This is a genomic window from Crocinitomicaceae bacterium (genome assembly GCA_016708105.1).
In the GTDB taxonomy this organism is placed as follows: Bacteria; Bacteroidota; Bacteroidia; order Flavobacteriales_D; family Crocinitomicaceae; genus JADJGJ01.
Map to the genome: position 1 here is coordinate 423,585 of JADJGJ010000002.1, position 18,879 is coordinate 442,463.

Here is an 18,879-nt window from a genome sequence, read left to right on the forward strand (position 1 = left end):
CCATCCAAAATGAATGGATATAAAACACACATATTAAAATGAATTTACACACGGATTATAAAGGAAAATATCAGTACAAATGGTCAAATCTACCCAACATGAAGTTGAGTGGATTAGAGCCATTGGAAATTACAGCAGAATCAAATTTTGTGAATATTGGTGAGCGTACTAACGTAGCCGGTTCTGCTAAATTTTTACGACACATCAAAGAAGGTCAGTTTGAAGAAGCATTGCAAATTGCCAGAGATCAGGTTGAGGGTGGTGCACAAATCATTGACATCAATATGGATGATGGTTTGATTGATGGAAAAGAAGCCATGGTAAAATTTCTCAATCTCATTGCATCTGAGCCTGACATTGCGCGTGTACCGGTTATGATTGATTCATCTAAATGGGAAATCATTGAAGCCGGTTTGAAATGTGTGCAGGGAAAATGTGTGGTGAATTCTATCAGTTTGAAAGAAGGTGAAGATAAATTTATTGAACAGGCAAAAAAAATAAAACAATACGGTGCAGCAGCTGTGGTCATGGCATTTGATGAGGTTGGTCAGGCAGATTCTTATGAAAGACGCATTGCTATTTGTGAAAGAAGTTATCGTATTTTGGTTGATAAAGTAAAATTTCCGCCGCAGGACATTATTTTTGACCCCAATGTTTTTCCAGTTGCAACAGGTATGGATGAGCACCGTCGCAATGCGTTAGATTTTTTTCTGGCAACAAGATGGATTCGCGAAAATTTACCCGGTGCACATGTGAGTGGGGGAATTTCAAATGTTTCCTTTTCGTTTCGTGGCAACAATCCGGTGCGTGAGGCTATGCACTCAGCATTTCTTTTTCACGCAATCAATGAAGGTCTTGATATGGGTATTGTAAACCCAACCATGTTAGAAGTGTATGATGAAATTCCAAAAGATTTACTTGAGCATGTAGAGGATGTTTTGCTTGACCGTAGGGCTGATGCAACCGATAGATTGTTAACTTTTGCTGAAACGGTGGCCGGAACTTCCAAAGAGAAAAAGACAGAGTTAGAATGGAGAAAAGAATCTTTGCAAGAGCGCATTACTTATTCACTGGTAAAAGGCGTAACTGAATTTATTGAGCAAGATGTTGAAGAGGCAAGGTTGTCTGTGAAACTGCCTATTGAAGTAATTGAAGGACATTTGATGACCGGAATGAATGTAGTGGGTGATTTGTTTGGTGCCGGAAAAATGTTTTTACCGCAAGTAGTAAAATCTGCTAGGGTTATGAAAAAGGCCGTGGCTTATCTTCTACCTTATATTGAAGCATCAAAAACTGAAACAAAAGCAAAGGGAAAAGTTTTACTTGCAACCGTGAAGGGAGATGTGCATGATATAGGAAAAAATATTGTGGGTGTTGTGCTTGGTTGCAATAATTATGAAATTATTGATTTGGGTGTCATGGTGCCGGCTGAAAAAATTCTACAGGCAGCGCGTGAACATAATGTAGATATTATTGGATTAAGTGGTCTTATCACCCCATCGCTGGATGAAATGGTACACGTTGCGAAAGAAATGCAGCGAGAAGATTTTTCTATTCCGCTTTTAATTGGAGGTGCAACCACTTCAAAAGTTCATACGGCGGTAAAAATTGAACAGAATTATCAGCGTGGGCAAACTGTTTATGTATTGGATGCATCTCGGTCAGTTACGGTTGTATCAAGTTTGTTGAGCGATGAGAGGAATAAGTTTGTGCAAGAAGTGAAAGCAGATTATCAGCGCATGCGAGAAACTTATGCCAGCAAAAAACAATTCAAAGTATATCTGCCAATTGAAGAAGCAAGAAAAAATAAGTTAAGTATTGACTGGAAAAATCAACCTCCCGTAAAACCGGCGTTTATTGGCACTAAAGAATTTATTGCTTATGATTTGAATGAGCTGCGCGAGTATATTGACTGGACTCCGTTTTTTCATACCTGGGAATTGCGTGGAAAATATCCTCGCATTCTGTCAGATGAATTAATGGGTGCTGAGGCAACAAAATTATTTGATGATGCAAACAAGATGTTGGATGATCTCATTCGTGAAAAATGGATTCAGGCAAATGCAGTGATTGGTATATGGCCGGCAAATTCAGTCAATGATGATGATATACAGATTTATAAAGATGAATCAAGAAAAGAAATTTTGTACACTCAAATTGGCATGCGTCAGCAGTTGAAAAAAGCAGCAGGTTTACCAAACGAGTGTGTTGCAGATTTCATTGCTCCGGTTGAAACAGGTTTAATTGATTATGTTGGTGGATTTGTTGTAACCGCCGGTATGGGCATTGAGAATAAACTTGCAGAATTTGAAGCTGATCATCATGACTATCATGCTATTTTATTAAAGGCATTAGCTGATCGTTTGGCTGAGGCTTTTGCTGAGAGATTACATGAGCGTGTGAGACAAGAATTTTGGGCTTATGAAAAAACAAATCTGGCTAAAGAAGAATTAATTGCAGAAAAATATACTGGAATTCGTCCTGCACCCGGTTATCCTGCAAACCCTGATCATACTGAAAAGCCGGGATTATTTACTTTACTTGATGCACAACAAAAAACAGGTGTTCACTTAACTGAATCATTGGCTATGACACCTGCCGCATCTGTGAGTGGTTGGTATTTTGCACATCCGCAGTCACACTATTTTGGTGTTGGTAAAATCACCGAAGATCAACTTGAAAGCATTGCAAAACGAAGAGGAATGGAATTAGAAACCATGCGCCGCTGGTTGTCACCTTGCATGGATTAATGATGAAGCAATTTTAATGCATTGCTTCAAAAAATTGTCGTGCTAAAGTAATTCGTTTGCCAAATTTGCAAGCTCTGATCTCTCACCTTTTTCAAGTCGGATATGCGCAAACAAACGATGTCCTTTTAAGCGGTCAATCAAATAGGTTAGGCCGTTGGATTGTTCATCCATATACGGTGTATCAATCTGGTTGATGTCTCCTGTGAAAACAACTTTGGTTCCTTCACCGGCACGGGTAATGATGGTTTTTACTTCATGCGGGGTAAGGTTTTGTGCTTCGTCAATTATAAACATCATGTTAGATAAGCTGCGTCCGCGAATAAATGCGAGCGCCGTGATGGAAAGTTCACCTGAAGTTTCCATATCATCAATGATCTTATATTTTTTTTCTCCGGGTTTAAATTGACTCTTAATGAATTTCAAATTATCCCAAAGCGGTTGCATGTAAGGTGATATTTTATCTTCAGCAGTGCCGGGTAAAAATCCAATGTCTTTGTTGCTTAGCGGAATAATTGGACGTGCAAGTACAATTTGATTATACAAATGTTTTTGTTCAAGCGCGGCTGCCAATGCCAGTAATGTTTTTCCGGTGCCGGCAACACCCTGCATCGCAACTAATTTAATGTCCGGATTGAGCAGCGCATTGATAGCAAATGTTTGCTCAGCGTTTCGCGGTTTTACACTAAAAACATATTCTTTTTCTACGCGTTCTATTTCGTCTGTTACTGCATCATAACGACAAAGCACTGAATCGTTCCCGTTTTTTAAAATGTAATATCCGTTGGCAACTTTGCGCGGACCAATTACTTTTTTTTCTTCAATGCGTCCACGTTTATATAATTCTGAAATCAGTCGGTTATCCACATCTTCAATAATTGGAAATCCCTCTGATACATTCTCAACATCTTTCACCTTACCGGTCTCATAATCTTCTGATGTTAGACCAATGGCTTTTGCTTTAAGGCGCAGGTTGATGTCTTTTGTAACCAAAATAACCTGTTTGCCTTTTTCTGAATGTGCAAGGCCAAGGGCTGAGTTGATTATCTTATGATCATTTTTTCCGTGTCCGTAAATCTCTTCGGCATTTTTTCCGTTGACCAAATTGGACATGACAATTTTCAAACGACCACGTTTTGGACCCAATGATAACCATTGATCCATGTTGTGATTGCCTGATAGTTTATCAAGGTAGCGAATGATTTCACGTGCTTCAAAATTTTTGGTGTCATTTCCAATCTTGAAACGGTCAAGTTCTTCAAGTACGGTGATTGGTATAGCAACATCGTGATCTTTGAAATTCTGGATTGATTGGTGATCAAATAGCAGTACTGAGGTATCCAGAACGAAAATTTTTTTTGGGCTGGTTTTTGCCATAAAGAGCGTTTTGTTGGTGAAAAGGTAAGTACTAATTGCAAAGTGCAGAGTAGATCATTAAATAGTTATTAACCAGTTGATATTAACTACCTGAGGACAAAAAAAATCCCGGTTGTGTATGAACCGGGATTTAACATTAAATCAAAAATGAGGTTACATGTATTCCAGTTTCTTGCGGTTGTCTTTTACGTCTGCTTTTTCACGCAGGGCTTTTATGACAAGTCCGTCAGCTGCTCCGGCACGGGCAACTTGCAAACTAAAACGGGTAGGGGTATAGTCAGTTGTTTCAGGTGCCTGTGTTTCGCTGTCTATGATAACAACGTAAACTCCCGTATTTCCTTTAATTGGTTTGGTCATTGATCCGGTAGGAATTTTAGTAAACAATTTTCCTATTACCTCAGGCTCATTACCGCCACCACCTTGTATTACCGATGAGGCAAAATAAACTTCAGCAGTTAAAATTTGTCCGTTGTGAATCAATGGCAAAATTTCTTCAAGGCTTTGTTTGCCCGCCATTTTTTCCATATAAATTTTTGCCTGTTTGTCTTTCAGCGCAGGATAACGCATTTGATCTTTTACGTCTTCAAACTCAGGCGCTCCTTCAGGTATTACATTGGCAAGATATGCTACCACGTATTTATCTCCATCTAAAATTGGATCTGAAATTTGTTTTTCCAAGGTGTTTTTGCTGAATGCAAAACGCATTGCACGTTCAGGGTTGTTCATACCCATGACAAAATTGTTAGTCAACCAAACACGTGTTCTGTTAACGGTTAGATTGCTGTCTCTTGCAGTGAAGTGAAAGGCTGAATCTCCTGATGCATTATTCACTGTATATATAAAGTTGAACACGCGCTCTTCCATCAATTGTTTTGTCTCTTCACTTGGCTCAACTTTTTTAGTGATCACTGCCAATGATGGTACGTTTCTTTCAGCGCGACCAAGTACTTCTATGATGTGAAAACCGTACATGGTTTTTACTAATTGTAATTTTCCAATTGGCCCTTTAAATGATGCATCATTGAATTCAGTAACCATGCGTCCTTCAGGAAACCATTTATATTCTCCGTTGGTTGCTATTGATCCCGGATCTTGTGAAAATTTCTGAACCATCTCAACAAAATTATCTTGTTCATTAATCACTTTCATGATTGAGTCACAAAGCGCTTTTGCTTCTGTGTCAGGTTGATTTGGATCTGTTTTAATAAGTATGTGGCGTACCCAAGCTTGTGTTTCTTTTTTCAGACGAGTAACTTTTGCAATGGCAACATTTTGACCTGATTTAAATGGCCCGATAACATCACCTATTTGTGCTTGCTGTACCATTTCATCTGCTGATTCAGGATATTGATTGTTTCCAAAAAATGAATCAAATACCAGTTCTTGATCTCCCTTTGAAAAAGTAGCTGTGTCATTATAATACTGCGTTGAACTATTACGCTGCATAAATGAAACATTATCTGTTGTGGTAGCAAATTCTTTTTTTCAGTTGATCAAGATTTGACATGATGTTTGCCACATCTGCTTCAGTAGGTTCAATACTAAAAGTCACAAACTCAAGGTCACGGGCTTCATCTTGCTCATATCTTTTTTCATGTTTGTGCTCTTCATAATAAGCCTTGATATCTTCGTCAGTAACTGTGATTTCATCTTGTGGAATATCTGTGTAACGTTGAATCACGAAGCGAATTTTTTTCTTGTGCATTTCACCATAATACTGATCTTTTGCTTCAAGAGAATTTACATACAAACCTCGTTTAATCAAGGTTACATATTTGTCTGCAATGCGGGTAGATTTCAACTCTTTTTCAAACTCAGCCCATTGTGCTCTTGCTTCTAACCAGCTGGCGCGAGCCTCTTCTGTTGGTGGTTCATTTTCAAGATAGGTAATGAATGATCTTACGGAGTCTCTTGAGAATCCCATTGGCCCGTTAAAAATTGGAATTTGCATCACCCAAGGATGCACATGATTTCCGTGCAGCATATCATTTAACTCTGCCGTGGTACAAGTAAGTTTCAATTTGTCAAACTCACGATTCATCAGATTACGACGCACAACCTCATTGAAAGCCTGATCTTTTGATTGTTGTTGCGCAATCTCATCATATTCACGTCCCTGCATCATAGAGTTTTGACGGTCACGAGTCATGTAACTTTCTACGATATAATCATACTCTTCTTCATCTAAAGGTTCATCGTAGGCAGAACCGAACGGAGTAATTTCAGTATCATTACCGGCTCCTGACTGATACTCGGTATAAATAAAGGCAAACATTGCCAGACCGATTACAATAAGAAGCAATACCGAATTGCGTTGAATTTTTCCAATTATTGCCATTTTAATTCAGCTTGTTTAAAATTTTGAGACTGCGAATATAGTCTGATTCCCTTAAATAGCACAGCACAATAAGTAAATTTTACCAAGATTCAAGGAATTCAGGCATTGAAAAAATCTGAAAGAGACCAGAATTATCTGGCAGACATGCGTCAGAAAGCGACATTTCAGGCAATTACCTGTAGGAGGTCACTCAGTGTTTTTGTGAGGTCAAGTCCGGCTGCACGTAATTGTTGCGGAATGATAGAGGCAGCCGACATGCCGGGATTAGTATTTACCTCAATCAGATAAGGCACTCCGTCAGCAGTCACAATGTAATCAACGCGCGCAAATCCTCTTAAACCCAACCTACGATATACGTGTTTAGTGGTGTTTTGAATGGTGGTGGTCCAGCTTGCCTGAATTTCTGCCGGGGTTACTTCTTTTGATTTACCTTCATATTTGGCGGCGTAATCAAAGAACTCATTCTCTGAAATAATTTCAGTTGGAGGAAGGGCAATGACTTCTGAACCGTTGAAAAATACACCACAGGTAATTTCTCGTCCGGTAACGGCAGACTCAATTACTACTTCTGATCCTTCTTCAAAAGCTGCGGCAATGGCACCCGGCATATCCATCAAAGTTTTCACCTTGCTTACACCAAAGCTTGACCCGCCATCATTTGGTTTTACAAAACATGGAAAACCTAATTCATCTGCAATTTCTATTGCATTGGGTGTTTCTCCTTTTCGTATTAAAATTGCTTTAGCCGTTGCTATTCCAAATGCCCGCAAGAAACTATTGCATGCCCATTTATTAAAACTTAGTGAAGCGGCAAAACAATTTGAATTGATGTAGGGCAAACCTACCATGTCAAAGTAAGCCTGAAGCTTGCCGTCTTCACCGGGTGTACCATGAATGGTGATAAACGCAATATCAAATCCGCAAACTTCTTCTTGATTTATAAAGGTGAATTTATTTTTGTCAATGGGAGAAACGCCACCATTCAAATGAACATGCCAACTGTTTTCAGTAATTTCTACCAGATAGGGTTCATACAATGTGCGGTCAATGTTTTCGTAAATCACTCCACCGCTTTTTTGAGAAATTTTTGATTCTGAAGAATATCCCCCGTAAACTACTGCAATTTTCTTTTTCATGGCATGACAAATTTTGATTCAATGCAAATCACGCGAACATTACATGATGCCTTGCTGTAAAGTTAAGGCTAAACCTGCCTATGGTCATGCAGCAAATAATAAGATATCAACAACGAATATTAAAAAAATGCGAGGAATTCGTCAAAGGTCATCTTGTAGGTATAGTCTACAGTCCACTTTGGTCTGAAAATAAAAATACCTGCCTTTAATTTTCCTCTGATGGTAAAATCAATTCCTTTGCCACTCATCATATTCCAGATAGAAGAGAAAGTACTTTTTACAAATTGAGATTGTTCTCCAACCAACACAAAATGATAAGGTGCTTGTGTTTTTTTCTTGAGTTTTATTTTTTCTTCAACATGCACCCAGCCGCAATCCTGATCAGCAATGATGAGTTGAAGACTTGATGGCATAATGATGGCACTAAACCAGTTTGGATTGTTGATTACGTAATCAAATCCAACCAACACCTTACCGTCTTTTTTTTCAACAGAAAAATTTTCCATGCCGATAAACTCAATGTCTTTGTACTCATTGCCAGCCAAGGTGATGGATGAAACTAAAAGAAAAAATGGAAAGAAAAATTTAATCATGATTTTGAAAAAAATGCAATTCAGTACAAAACTAAAGTAATTAATTAAATGACACTATTTTTTCAGTGCAGCATAATGTTTGTAATAGAGTGGAATTGTTTGAATCCCTTTAAAATAATTGAACACACCGTAGTGCTCATTTGGTGAGTGAATAGCATCAGTATCTAAACCAAATCCCATGAGAATAGTTTTTAATCCCAATACTTCTTCAAACATAGCAACAATTGGAATAGAGCCTCCGCTGCGCACAGGAATAGGTTTTTTTCCAAAACTTTCTTCCAATGCAAGGCTGGCCGCTTTGTATTCAATTGAATCAGTTGGTGTCACCACAGGGAAACCCGCATGATGCGGCTTTACAATCACCTTTACACTTTTAGGTGCAATCTTTTCAAAATGATCTTGAAAGAGCTTGGTAATTTTTTCAGGATGTTGGTTAGGTACCAGACGCATTGAAATTTTAGCGTATGCTGCTGATGGAATTACTGTTTTTGCACCAATGCCCGTGTAGCCCCCCCACATACCATTCACATCTAACGTTGGACGAATGGTAGCCCGCTCAATAGTTGAGTATCCAGCTTCACCAAAGGTTTCTGCAATATCTAACGCTTTGCGATATCTCTCTTCAGAAAACGGTGCGCGTGCCATTTCTGCTCTCTCTTCGGCAGAGAGGTTTTGAACGTCATCATAAAAACCCGGTATGGTAATGCGGCGCTGATCATCATGCATAGAAGCAATCATCTGACTTAAAATATTGCACGGGTTTGCAACTGCACCACCGTAAAGACCACTATGCAAATCACGGTTTGGACCAATTACTTCTACTTCAAAATAGCTTAATCCGCGCAAGCCAACTGTCACTGAAGGAATTTCTTTGCTCAACATGCCGGTATCAGAAATTAAAATGACATCTGCCTTCAACTTCTCTTTATATTCTTTGATAAATGTTTCCAGATTTTCTGAGCCAACTTCTTCTTCTCCTTCAATCATAAATTTCACGTTACACGGCAACCCCGTTGTTTTGAGCATGGCTTCAACTGCTTTTACGTGCATATAAAATTGCCCTTTATCATCACACGCGCCACGGGCAAAAATTGCTCCTTCAGGGTGAACATCCGTTTTAATAATTACAGGTTCAAATGGAGGTGTCTTCCATAGCTCCAAAGGGTCAGCGGGTTGTACGTCATAATGACCATAAACCAAAATAGTGGGTAATGTTGGATCAATTATTTTCTCAGCATAAACCACCGGATGCCCTGCAGTTGGAAATACTTCAGCTTTGTCCAGTCCGATTTTTTTAAACGCATTGCACACAAAATCCGCCGTTTTTTTAACGTCTGCCTTAAAATTTGCGTCAGCGCTAACAGAAGGAATGCGCAATAAATCAAACAACTCATCTAAAAAGCGTTGTTTGTTTTCTGAAATATAATTGTTCAACATCTAGTATTTATTGGGGTGTGAGCAAATGTAACAATAGTTTGCAAACCGCTTTTTTTGCGGCTGGAAAAAAATTGAACTATCTTGTGCAACCTTTTAAAAGCAAATTAGGTCTTTCACATCAGAACATCATTTAAAATAAGATAAAATGAAAAAAAGAAATCTAGTACTCGCCAGTGCATTCCTGTTCAGCTCTTGGACAAGTATGGCACAGTCAATCACCATTGACCAAACCATGACTCCGGCTGAGTTGGTGAATAACGTGCTAGTTGGTGCAGGGGTTGTTGTATCCAACGTTGAATTCAATTATTCAGCTCCTTTAGCTAATGCCGTTCAAACTCAGGTTGCCTATTTTACTGCGGGCACATCGTCATTTCCAATTTCAGAGGGAGTGATCATGGGAACAGGTAATATGATTATGGCGCTTGGTCCAAATACGTCACCATCAATGACTGATAACTCAGGGGTAGCGCCTGATCCTAACGATCCGGATTTGGATGCTATCAGTACGGCAGTCATGAATAATGAAGCTGTATTAGAGTTTGACTTTATTCCTTCAGGTGACTCTGTGGTTTTTGAATATATTTTTGCCTCTGAAGAATATCCAGAATATTCACCTTCTTCTTTTAATGATGCATTTGGTTTCTTTATCAGCGGACCGGGATTTTCAGGGACATACACGGGCGGTGCCGTAAACATTGCTCTACTTCCTTCTCCGGTAATTCCCGTAACTATCAATAACGTGAACCCAACGACAAATGCTACTTATTATGTGAGCAACGCGGGTGGTACATCAACCCAGTTTGATGGATATACTGTTACCCTTACGGCTGCAGCACAAGTGCAGTGTGGTGAAACGTATCATATTAAATTAGCCATTGCTGATGCAGGTGACCAAGCTTATGAATCTGCCGTTTTCCTTAAGGCAAGTTCTTTCTCATCAAATGGGGTACAAGTTGAAATTGCTTCAGCTACGGGTAGCGCAGCTATCACTGAAGCGTGTGACTCTGCTATTGTAAGTTTTATTCGCCCTTCAGATCAAACATCTACTATTCTAACGATCAGTTATGGAATTGGAGGAACAGCAACCAATGGTGTTGACTATCCTGGCCTTTCAGGTTCAGTTACTTTCCCTATTGGTGAAGATACTGTGCAGTTTTATGTGACACCTAATGCGGATGGATTAACAGAAGGAACTGAAACGGTAATTCTTTCAGTGAGTATTGTAAACGAATGCGGTGACACAATAACTACTGATGCAATCATTGAAATTGTAGACCCCATACCATTCAACGTCGTCCCCGCGGATGTTACTATTGATTGTCCAACAGCTACGGTAGATATTTCTGCTTCACCTGATGATGGTGTACCTGCATTTACGTATGATTGGGGAATATACGGAACGGGCACTACGGCTAGCGTTCCGGGTGATATTGTTGGAACAACGAATTACAATGTTGAGATTACAGATGCTTGTGGTACAACTGCCACCGGAGTTGTTGCTGTTACATTGGCTCCGGCTCCTGAACCAACTATTACATTTAACCAGAATACATTTACAATTTGCCCTAATGATGACGCAACTATTATTGCTACAGTAAATAACCCGTATAGCGGAACCATCACGTATGACTGGGCTCCTGATCCGGGCACAACCAATACAATCACTGTTTCACCAAACGCATTAACATGGTATTATCTCACCATCAATGATGGATGTTATGATGTGACAGACTCAGTTAAAGTTGAAATCGGAAATATTGATTTGACTAATATTGTGGTTACAGATGCTACGAATTGTCCTGGTCTGCTTGGTTTACCTGGCTCTGTTGAAGTGTTTCCGGATGACCCTACATTTACTTACCAGCTAACAGGTGGTGGTGATGTGTTCGGTCCACAAACAAGTAATTTATTCAGCAACTTGGATGGTGGAATTATTTACTTCCTCCATGTTGAAGATGCTGACGGATGTTCAATTGATACAACAGTGGAAGTTACATTGGGATCTAATGCTGTACTTGCAACCTGGATGCCAGGCTCATTGCAAGATGTGACTTGTTTCGGAGACTTAAATGGCGCTGCTGAAATCACGAATGTCAGCGGTGGTATTACTGCACCTTATGATGTCACTTGGACTCACACTACCGGATTGTATGATCAAACAACCATCAACCTTGGTCAAGGTGATGCTATCAATAACCTGATGGGTGGTAACTGGGTTGTTACCGTAACTGATCAAGAGGGTTGCGCATGGTCTCATTTGTTTAATATATATGAACCTGCTGAACTTACCTTAGATTTTATATTCAATGATCCTAGCTGTTATGGTTTTAATGATGGTTCAGTTACTGCAAGTACCAGCGGTGGTAACGGAAGCAACGTATTTACTATGACAAATAGCGCAGGCACTCAATTAAACGTAAGTAATTCAAATACCATCAATCAATTAGTTGAAGGCTGGTATTATACAACTATTGTTGATTCTGAAGGATGTAATGTTGAAGATTCTGTATTCATTGATGATCCGGGCGAAATTTTAATTGACTTGGATATTGATCAACCACTGTGTTATGGTGTTGAGTCAGGTTTTGCAGAAGTTGATACCGTCTATAACTACACCGGATCTTATGGTAATGTGGCTTATTTTTGGAACCCAAATCCATCAGGTACGCAAGGAATAGGTGCAACCTTCTCAAATCACATGGGACCTGGAACTTATTCTTTAACCATCAATGATGAAAACGGATGTTCTAATGTGTTTGACTTTGTGATTGCTTATCCTGACTCATTATACTTTACTGAGTTTGGTACACACCCAGCACATTGCCGTACTCAACCATGGCAATCAGGTAACGGGGTAGTGTATGCTGCTGCTGCCGGAGGTACCCCTGATTATGACTATCTATGGACTTATGAAAACACCGGGGCCACTACAACTAATACTACCTGGGGTGGACGCAATGCGGGTACTTATTTTATCACAGTAACTGATGAGGCGGGATGTGTATTAACCAAATCGGTTGAATTGGATTCTGTTAGTCCAATTGCTGATTTTGAAATTTATTCAGCTTCATTCTTAACTCCTGGTACCTATGAAGGAACAGGAACGGTATGTGTTGAATTTGAAAATCAATCACAATATTTTTCAAATGATCAGGATCCATTAACAGATACAACGTTCCAGTGGAATTTTAATCATCCAACAAATCCTTGGATTACAACACATGATTATTATGCAACATTTGATACTTGTTATACCGGCGAAGCTGAATATGAAGTTTGTCTGATAGCAATTAATAAAAATGATTGTCAAGATACCTTGTGCAAAACAATTATTGTGCATGATGATTTGCTTTTCAGTCCTGTAAACGTATTCTCGCCGGATGGAGACGGAGTGAACGAAACATTCACATTCATTCATCTTTCAAGAGCGGTTGCTGAATTTAGCTGCGTGATTGTTGACCGTTGGGGTATCGTAATGTATGAAATGGATAACATTGCAGACGAGTGGGATGGTACTGATAAAAATGGAAGTAAATGCACTGACGGAGTTTATTTCTATACCTACGAAGGTGTGTCAACTGATGGAACAGAATTCAGTGGACAAGGAAATGTAACCATTGTGAATTCGAAATAGCATATCGAAAAATAAATAACGAAAAAACCCGGCGTCAACTGACCCGGGTTTTTTTAGTTTTTATCTGTGAAATTAATTTACGTTAGTGTTTGGGCGAATTCGATTCGCCCTTACGGAAATATTCTCCGCTCTCGCTCTCCCACTCAAACTGTATTTTTTATCGTGTGGTTGAATTATGCGGTATATGTAATTAACCGATGGTTTGTATTTATCTTTGTGAAAACATTGAATTATGAATGCAAAATCACCGCGTGAATCAATAGCCATAACAACCAAGGTTGTGTTACCGCATGAAACCAATACGCTTGGAAAATTATTTGGCGGTGCTTTATTGGCATGGATGGATGAAATTGCAGCAGTGGCTGCGCATCGTCATTCACGCGCGGTGGCAGTGACGGCATCGGTGAATAATGTTTCATTTAATGTGCCAATTGATTTGGGTGCCTTTGTCACGCTTGAAGCTAAAGTTTCTCGCGCATTTAAATCAGCCATGGAGGTGATCATAGATGTATCCATTGAAGATCAGAAAACCGGAATTCGTCGGCCAAGCAATCAGGCTATTTATACATTTGTTGCTGTTAGTGAACAAGGCAAGCCGGTTGAAATTCCTGAAATCATTCCTGAAACTGAAGAAGAAAAAAGAAGATTTGATGCTGCGCTCAGACGCCGACAACTCAGCTTAATACTTGCCGGTAAAATGAAACCTGAAGATGCAACAGAATTGAAGTCGCTTTTTAAACTGCCTTAGCATTTCCGGTGACCATATCACCACACCCTTGATTTACACATTTGACAATGGCATCTACATTTTGTTGTTGCATGCAGTTGAAGTGTTTTTTTGGGCATTCAGGATATCCAATTTTGGAACAAGGTCGGCAATTGAGTCCCTTCACTTCATGCATGCTGTAAAGATGTGGATCCATGGGTGAATAAGGATACATACCAAATGAAGGAACGGTGTTGCCCCAAACTGAAATAATTTTCTTTTTAAAGCAACTTGCAATGTGCATCAATCCTGTATCATGTGTTACCATTTTTTCACATTGTCTAATGATAGATGCTGACTGATTCAAGTTCATTTTACCACATAAATTAACGGCATTAGAACATGCTGCGGCAATTTGTTCACCGTTTTCAAAATCAGTTTTTCCACCCAAAATGGCAACAGGCATTTTTATTTTTTGAATGATGGAAATTATTTTTTCGTTAGGTAATTTTTTCGTGTTGAGTTGCGCACCAATAGCAAAGGCTATGAATTTTTCAGGCAAATCAAATTGTAAAGGATTCACTTCATCATGCGGTGGAATAAAATAATCACAGGGATTCATATCAGGGTGAACGCCCCATGATTTTACAGCAGCAAAATAACGATCAACCACATGCAATTCTGGCAAACGATCAATTTTAAATTTAGTCAACAGAAATTTTTTGACATTGAGTTTTGGAAATGAAGCTGACTTAACACCCAGTTTTTGTTTCAGAATAGATGAGCGTAAGTTGTTGTGCAAATCAACAATAAAATCATATTGCTCATCACGCAGCGCGCCGGCAACCTCACTCACATCTTTTTCAATAGTGAATATTTTACTGATGTGCGGATTGCTTTCCAAAATATGACTGAAACTTTTTTTAGTCACGTAATGCACCTCAGCGCCCGGCACTTGTTTTTTAATACAGCGCACCACCGGCGTAGTCAACACAATATCACCAATAGAACTAAATCTAACAATGAGGAATTTGGGCATAACCCAAAGATACGAAAAAACATCTGCTGTTGCTGCATTTTACTGTGATGCTAATATCAAACCGGTGAGGTTATTCATTCAATGAACTTGCAAATCAGGAAAAAATATGGTGGGTTGAATCGTTTGAATTTTGATGATTACTATTTTGAAAAACAATTTTAATGTACATGCGACGGTGCATAGTTTAAAACAAAGCACCTAACTACATGATACAAATCATGTTGCAGTTTATTTAAATTTTAATACATTAGCATAGTTTAATCCAATAAAAAATCAAATTTTATGTTTACCCCCCCCCTAATTTCTAAAAAGGGCGTTATGCGTGCGCTAATTGCCTTTTGTGTTGTGCTTGCAAGTACACATTACCTCAATGCACAAAATCCTACAGTCATCAGTGACTCACTAGTTGTTCAACAACGGTTGTATGCAAAAGAAAAATTGGTAGTTGATCAAGAGGCAAGGTTCAAACAAGATGTTATTGTTAAAGGTGATTTGAAAGCCAAAAGTGATGTACGCATTGACAGTTTATTGAAGGTTGACGGAACAACAAGATTGTTAGGCAATGTAAAAATGGAAGGGCTGGGTAATGCTACCACAATTACGGCAGAAACAGAAATTGTTCTTATACTGCCAAACGGAAGTCTTATTAAGGGCTCAGTTACCGGCATTGTAAATGCTTTTGCAAACCCACAAGGCATTACCACGGATTATTGTACTGCAAATGGTGGTATTGCAAAATGGTGGGCAGTTGCACAGAAATTATTTACGGCCTGCCCTGATGTAAATGTGGGTATTAGAACAGATGATCCGCAGTTTGCATTAGATGTGAAAGGTTCAACCTATGCAATGCGTTTTTTAGCGGGAAATCCTGGGGCAACTACAGACGCTCTGCTTAATGGATATTCAGAAAACACATCTCAGGATTTAATTCGGTTGGGTGGAAAAATAGGAGCCAATGATGAAGAAGTCCGGTTTAAAATTTTAAATGATGGTACGGTCTTCGCTAAAGAACTGCGTATTCGTGCCATTTCAGATTTCCCGGATTATGTTTTCGATGAAAAATATGCCTTAATGAGTCTGAAAGATTTGGCAAATTTTATTGACCTAAATCATCATTTGCCAAATATGCCAACTGCAGCTGAAGTAAAAGCAAATGGAATGGCAATGGGAGAATTAACAATGAAAATAGTTGAGAAAATTGAGGAAATTACACTTTACTGTATAACTCTCAATAATGAAAATGAAAATTTGAAAGAAGAATTGAATAGGCAATCTCATCAAATTAATGAGTTGCGCGAAGAGATTAATTCTATTAAGGCTCAACTTAAAAAATAGATCCATGAGAAAGCTATTGATGTTTTTACTTTTGCTGTCTCTTGGAAATACTGTTTCTGCTACACATTTAGCTGGTGGACATATGGAATATGAATGTCTCGGTGATGGTCTCTACAAGGTGCGACTAGTGTTCTTTCGTGATTGTTCAGGACTTGAAGTACATCCAAATGACGGCCCTACTTTGTGGCTGGAATCAACCACATGCGGCGTAGCTTGTATAGATATGGGTCAGATGGAACATGTGTCTCATGAAAATGTAAATTATGGATGTGGGAATACCTGCCTTTTTGGGTCATACCCTGGCTTTCAAAAATGGATTTTTGAGAAAACAATATTCTTGCCATTTGAATGCCCTGATTGGAAAGCATCAATTTATATTTCAGCCAGAAATACTACTGAATATGCAGGGTCTGGAAATTATTTCAACTACATTCTCATTAACAATCAAGCTGGAGTGTGCAATAACTCTCCAGTTTTCACCGACATGAGCGTATGGGTTGGTTGTTTAAATACGTTTAGCCAATTTGAAAACTCGCACACAGAGGCGGATGGAGATCAACTTATATTTGAAATTACTTCGCCTCTGAACTTAGATTTTCCACCTAATTGTAACTCTGCTCCAATAACATACGACAGTGGTCTAAATTTTGGTCAGCCATTTCCCTCTACATCTCCTTTTACAATCAATTCCACTACAGGTGTTGTAAATTTCACGCCAATTCTACAAGGCACATCGTATTTTGGCATCAAGGTGAAAGAATATCGAAGTGGTATACTTGTTAGTGAAACTATTAGAGACGGTGAGATTATTGTTGTTTCTTGCACACCTGCCGACGATGTTACCTTTGGTTTTTGGAATGGCTCGGACTCATACAGCTTAAGCGTATCTCCTTACCAAGATTCTTGTTTTGTAATTCCAATAACTGCAGATGCAGATATTATCGACGTCTCAACTCTCGGACTTTCGCCGAGTAACTATAATGTTGCTTCCGTAGGAATTGGAACGGAAAATGCTCACTTGTCAATTTGTCCAATTTGGGATAGTTTTGGTGGCTTTTGTGATCCAATTTTTGCTAAAATTACTGTCATGGTCACAACCGAATTGGAAGCATGTTTTGCCAACGGAGGTAGTGGAATCAAAATATATAATTTGATTATTAATCCTGTTGGATATTGTCCAGAGTATAGATTTTTTACTAATCGAAATCCTGACACAGGAATATTAATGCCTCTATACGCAAAAGCAAGCAACACTATTTGGGTTGGTGATAGTATGCCTCCTTTTGGCCCATCACCGAGTCAGTGGGGAGAGGTAATTTACTCTGGAGACATTACATTGGAGGCTGGAGTAGAAATTATTATTCCAAATTGTAGTGGTGGATCTGGAGTTACGGACTGCGTGATTCTCAGCGGAAATCAAACACTGATATTAAAGCCATCCAATTGCTCTCCCGATTGTGAACTTATTGAACTTGAGATTGACGTTAAAGATACGTTTAATTGCCACGAAGAGAGCGTTCGTGTAAGTGTTTTAAGTGGGACACCACCATACACTTTCGTATGGACTGATGAATCAGATAATATACTTGGTTATGGGAACTCAATAAATGTGCATGACTATGTTTCTTCACAAGAATGGGATTCAGTGTTTCATTACAATTTATATGTGGAGGATGCCGTTGGTATGACTGCAAATTATTCTGGATTAGTTCATGGCACATCCAGATTTTATTCTCCGCTTTGGTATAACATGTATCCTTTCCCGGTAGCAGATTTTGAGGATAATAAATGGTACTGTTATCCTGAACTGGAAATTGATACAAATGCAGTATATCTCTATGATGGAAATTTTTCGGTATATTATAATTATCCAATGGTTCTTTGGGATGGTATAAATTCCACCCCTCCATGGTATGGAGCAACTAAAATTGAGTTTAGAGTATTTGATAGTTATGGTAGTATTCAACGCGAAAAAATAGTTGATCTTGAAGAAACAGATGATTGGTCAATGGATAATTATGAATTTTACTGGGACGGTACTACTGGCAATACTGGAGACCCAGATGACTGCTTAAATTCACCCCTTGATGTATTTAATTATACCCTCTTAGCTGAAAATTGCCAAACTATTCCTCATTGTGAAACAGGAATGATTATACATTTTGCTTGCTATGAGGGTGATTGGAACGATTCAGTTTGGGTAGTTAAAAGTGCAGAATCAAGTAATTATGGCGGGGTCATTTTTAATGATGGTAGAACAAGTCTTGATCCTTTGTCTTTAGATGTAAAGAATTCAAATTGGACTCAAAATATAGAAATCTATCCTAATCCTGCAAACAACATAGTTTATCTCAATGGTAAAAGTGTAGAAATAGATCGAATAGAACTATATGACATGAAGGGAAAACTTGTTTTAATGTCAACGATTACTTTTATAAATATATCAGACATTGCACCAGGGAGCTATCTCGTTAAAATAATTACTTCTGAAGGGGTTACTTCCAAGCAACTAGTTGTAAATTGACTTTATAAATTGA

The 18,879-nt window shown here is 38.8% G+C and carries 12 protein-coding genes; 5 read left to right on the plus strand and 7 right to left on the minus strand.

Features of this window, described 5'->3' with window-relative positions; genetic code table 11:
* Positions 1-38 precede the first annotated feature (38 nt).
* Positions 39-2,750, plus strand: a complete 2,712-nt coding sequence (metH, locus tag IPH66_13105) for a methionine synthase (protein MBK7130283.1) — start codon at positions 39-41, stop codon at positions 2,748-2,750.
* A gap of 42 nt (positions 2,751-2,792) precedes the next feature.
* Here metH and IPH66_13110 read toward each other — a convergent pair whose 3' ends face one another.
* From IPH66_13110 to IPH66_13135, 6 genes are all read right to left on the minus strand, one after another.
* Positions 2,793-4,124 (minus strand): PhoH family protein, encoded by a 1,332-nt coding sequence (locus IPH66_13110; GenBank protein MBK7130284.1) that lies wholly within the window; start codon positions 4,122-4,124, stop codon positions 2,793-2,795.
* A gap of 153 nt (positions 4,125-4,277) precedes the next feature.
* Positions 4,278-5,570 carry a peptidylprolyl isomerase gene (locus IPH66_13115; protein ID MBK7130285.1) on the minus strand — a complete coding sequence of 431 codons (1,293 nt, stop codon included), beginning with the start codon at positions 5,568-5,570 and terminating at the stop codon, positions 4,278-4,280.
* A 10-nt stretch (positions 5,571-5,580) separates the two neighbouring features.
* A complete protein-coding gene (locus IPH66_13120; protein ID MBK7130286.1) occupies positions 5,581-6,462 on the minus strand; it encodes a SurA N-terminal domain-containing protein in 882 nt (293 codons plus the stop codon).
* 164 nt (positions 6,463-6,626) lie between these two features.
* Complete coding sequence (locus tag IPH66_13125; protein MBK7130287.1) at positions 6,627-7,598, minus strand: D-alanine--D-alanine ligase; 972 nt, start codon at positions 7,596-7,598, stop codon at positions 6,627-6,629.
* A 119-nt stretch (positions 7,599-7,717) separates the two neighbouring features.
* Entirely contained in the window at positions 7,718-8,191 is a 474-nt protein-coding gene (locus tag IPH66_13130; protein ID MBK7130288.1) for a hypothetical protein, read from the minus strand.
* 54 nt (positions 8,192-8,245) lie between these two features.
* The gene (locus IPH66_13135; protein MBK7130289.1) at positions 8,246-9,628 is read right to left on the minus strand and encodes a dipeptidase; all 1,383 of its coding nucleotides are present in this window, start codon (positions 9,626-9,628) and stop codon (positions 8,246-8,248) included.
* Between the two features lie 145 nt (positions 9,629-9,773).
* Here IPH66_13135 and IPH66_13140 point away from each other — a divergent pair, with 145 nt between their 5' ends.
* Both IPH66_13140 and IPH66_13145 read left to right on the plus strand, forming a co-directional pair.
* Positions 9,774-13,262 (plus strand): choice-of-anchor L domain-containing protein, encoded by a 3,489-nt coding sequence (locus IPH66_13140; protein ID MBK7130290.1) that lies wholly within the window; start codon positions 9,774-9,776, stop codon positions 13,260-13,262.
* 232 nt (positions 13,263-13,494) lie between these two features.
* Positions 13,495-14,010, plus strand: a complete 516-nt coding sequence (locus IPH66_13145) for an acyl-CoA thioesterase (GenBank protein ID MBK7130291.1) — start codon at positions 13,495-13,497, stop codon at positions 14,008-14,010.
* Here the strand turns inward: IPH66_13145 and IPH66_13150 are convergent.
* Entirely contained in the window at positions 13,997-15,007 is a 1,011-nt protein-coding gene (locus IPH66_13150; protein ID MBK7130292.1) for a glycosyltransferase family 9 protein, read from the minus strand. The genes IPH66_13145 and IPH66_13150 overlap by 14 nt on opposite strands.
* A 318-nt stretch (positions 15,008-15,325) precedes the next feature.
* Here IPH66_13150 and IPH66_13155 point away from each other — a divergent pair, with 318 nt between their 5' ends.
* Complete coding sequence (locus IPH66_13155; protein ID MBK7130293.1) at positions 15,326-16,342, plus strand: hypothetical protein; 1,017 nt, start codon at positions 15,326-15,328, stop codon at positions 16,340-16,342.
* A 4-nt stretch (positions 16,343-16,346) separates the two neighbouring features.
* The gene (locus IPH66_13160) at positions 16,347-18,866 is read left to right on the plus strand and encodes a T9SS type A sorting domain-containing protein (GenBank protein MBK7130294.1); all 2,520 of its coding nucleotides are present in this window, start codon (positions 16,347-16,349) and stop codon (positions 18,864-18,866) included.
* The last annotated feature ends 13 nt before the right edge of the window (positions 18,867-18,879 follow it).

Excerpts from the sequence above, each read along its gene's own strand:
- metH (MBK7130283.1), top strand. The coding sequence starts at position 39 with ATGAATTTACACACGGATTATAAAGGAAAATATCAGTACAAATGGTCA.
- IPH66_13110 (MBK7130284.1), bottom strand. The coding sequence starts at position 4,124 with ATGGCAAAAACCAGCCCAAAAAAAATTTTCGTTCTGGATACCTCAGTA.
- IPH66_13115 (MBK7130285.1), bottom strand. The coding sequence starts at position 5,570 with ATGCAGCGTAATAGTTCAACGCAGTATTATAATGACACAGCTACTTTT.
- IPH66_13120 (MBK7130286.1), bottom strand. The coding sequence starts at position 6,462 with ATGGCAATAATTGGAAAAATTCAACGCAATTCGGTATTGCTTCTTATT.
- IPH66_13125 (MBK7130287.1), bottom strand. The coding sequence starts at position 7,598 with ATGAAAAAGAAAATTGCAGTAGTTTACGGGGGATATTCTTCAGAATCA.
- IPH66_13130 (MBK7130288.1), bottom strand. The coding sequence starts at position 8,191 with ATGATTAAATTTTTCTTTCCATTTTTTCTTTTAGTTTCATCCATCACC.
- IPH66_13135 (MBK7130289.1), bottom strand. The coding sequence starts at position 9,628 with ATGTTGAACAATTATATTTCAGAAAACAAACAACGCTTTTTAGATGAG.
- IPH66_13140 (MBK7130290.1), top strand. The coding sequence starts at position 9,774 with ATGAAAAAAAGAAATCTAGTACTCGCCAGTGCATTCCTGTTCAGCTCT.
- IPH66_13145 (MBK7130291.1), top strand. The coding sequence starts at position 13,495 with ATGAATGCAAAATCACCGCGTGAATCAATAGCCATAACAACCAAGGTT.
- IPH66_13150 (MBK7130292.1), bottom strand. The coding sequence starts at position 15,007 with ATGCCCAAATTCCTCATTGTTAGATTTAGTTCTATTGGTGATATTGTG.
- IPH66_13155 (MBK7130293.1), top strand. The coding sequence starts at position 15,326 with ATGCGTGCGCTAATTGCCTTTTGTGTTGTGCTTGCAAGTACACATTAC.
- IPH66_13160 (MBK7130294.1), top strand. The coding sequence starts at position 16,347 with ATGAGAAAGCTATTGATGTTTTTACTTTTGCTGTCTCTTGGAAATACT.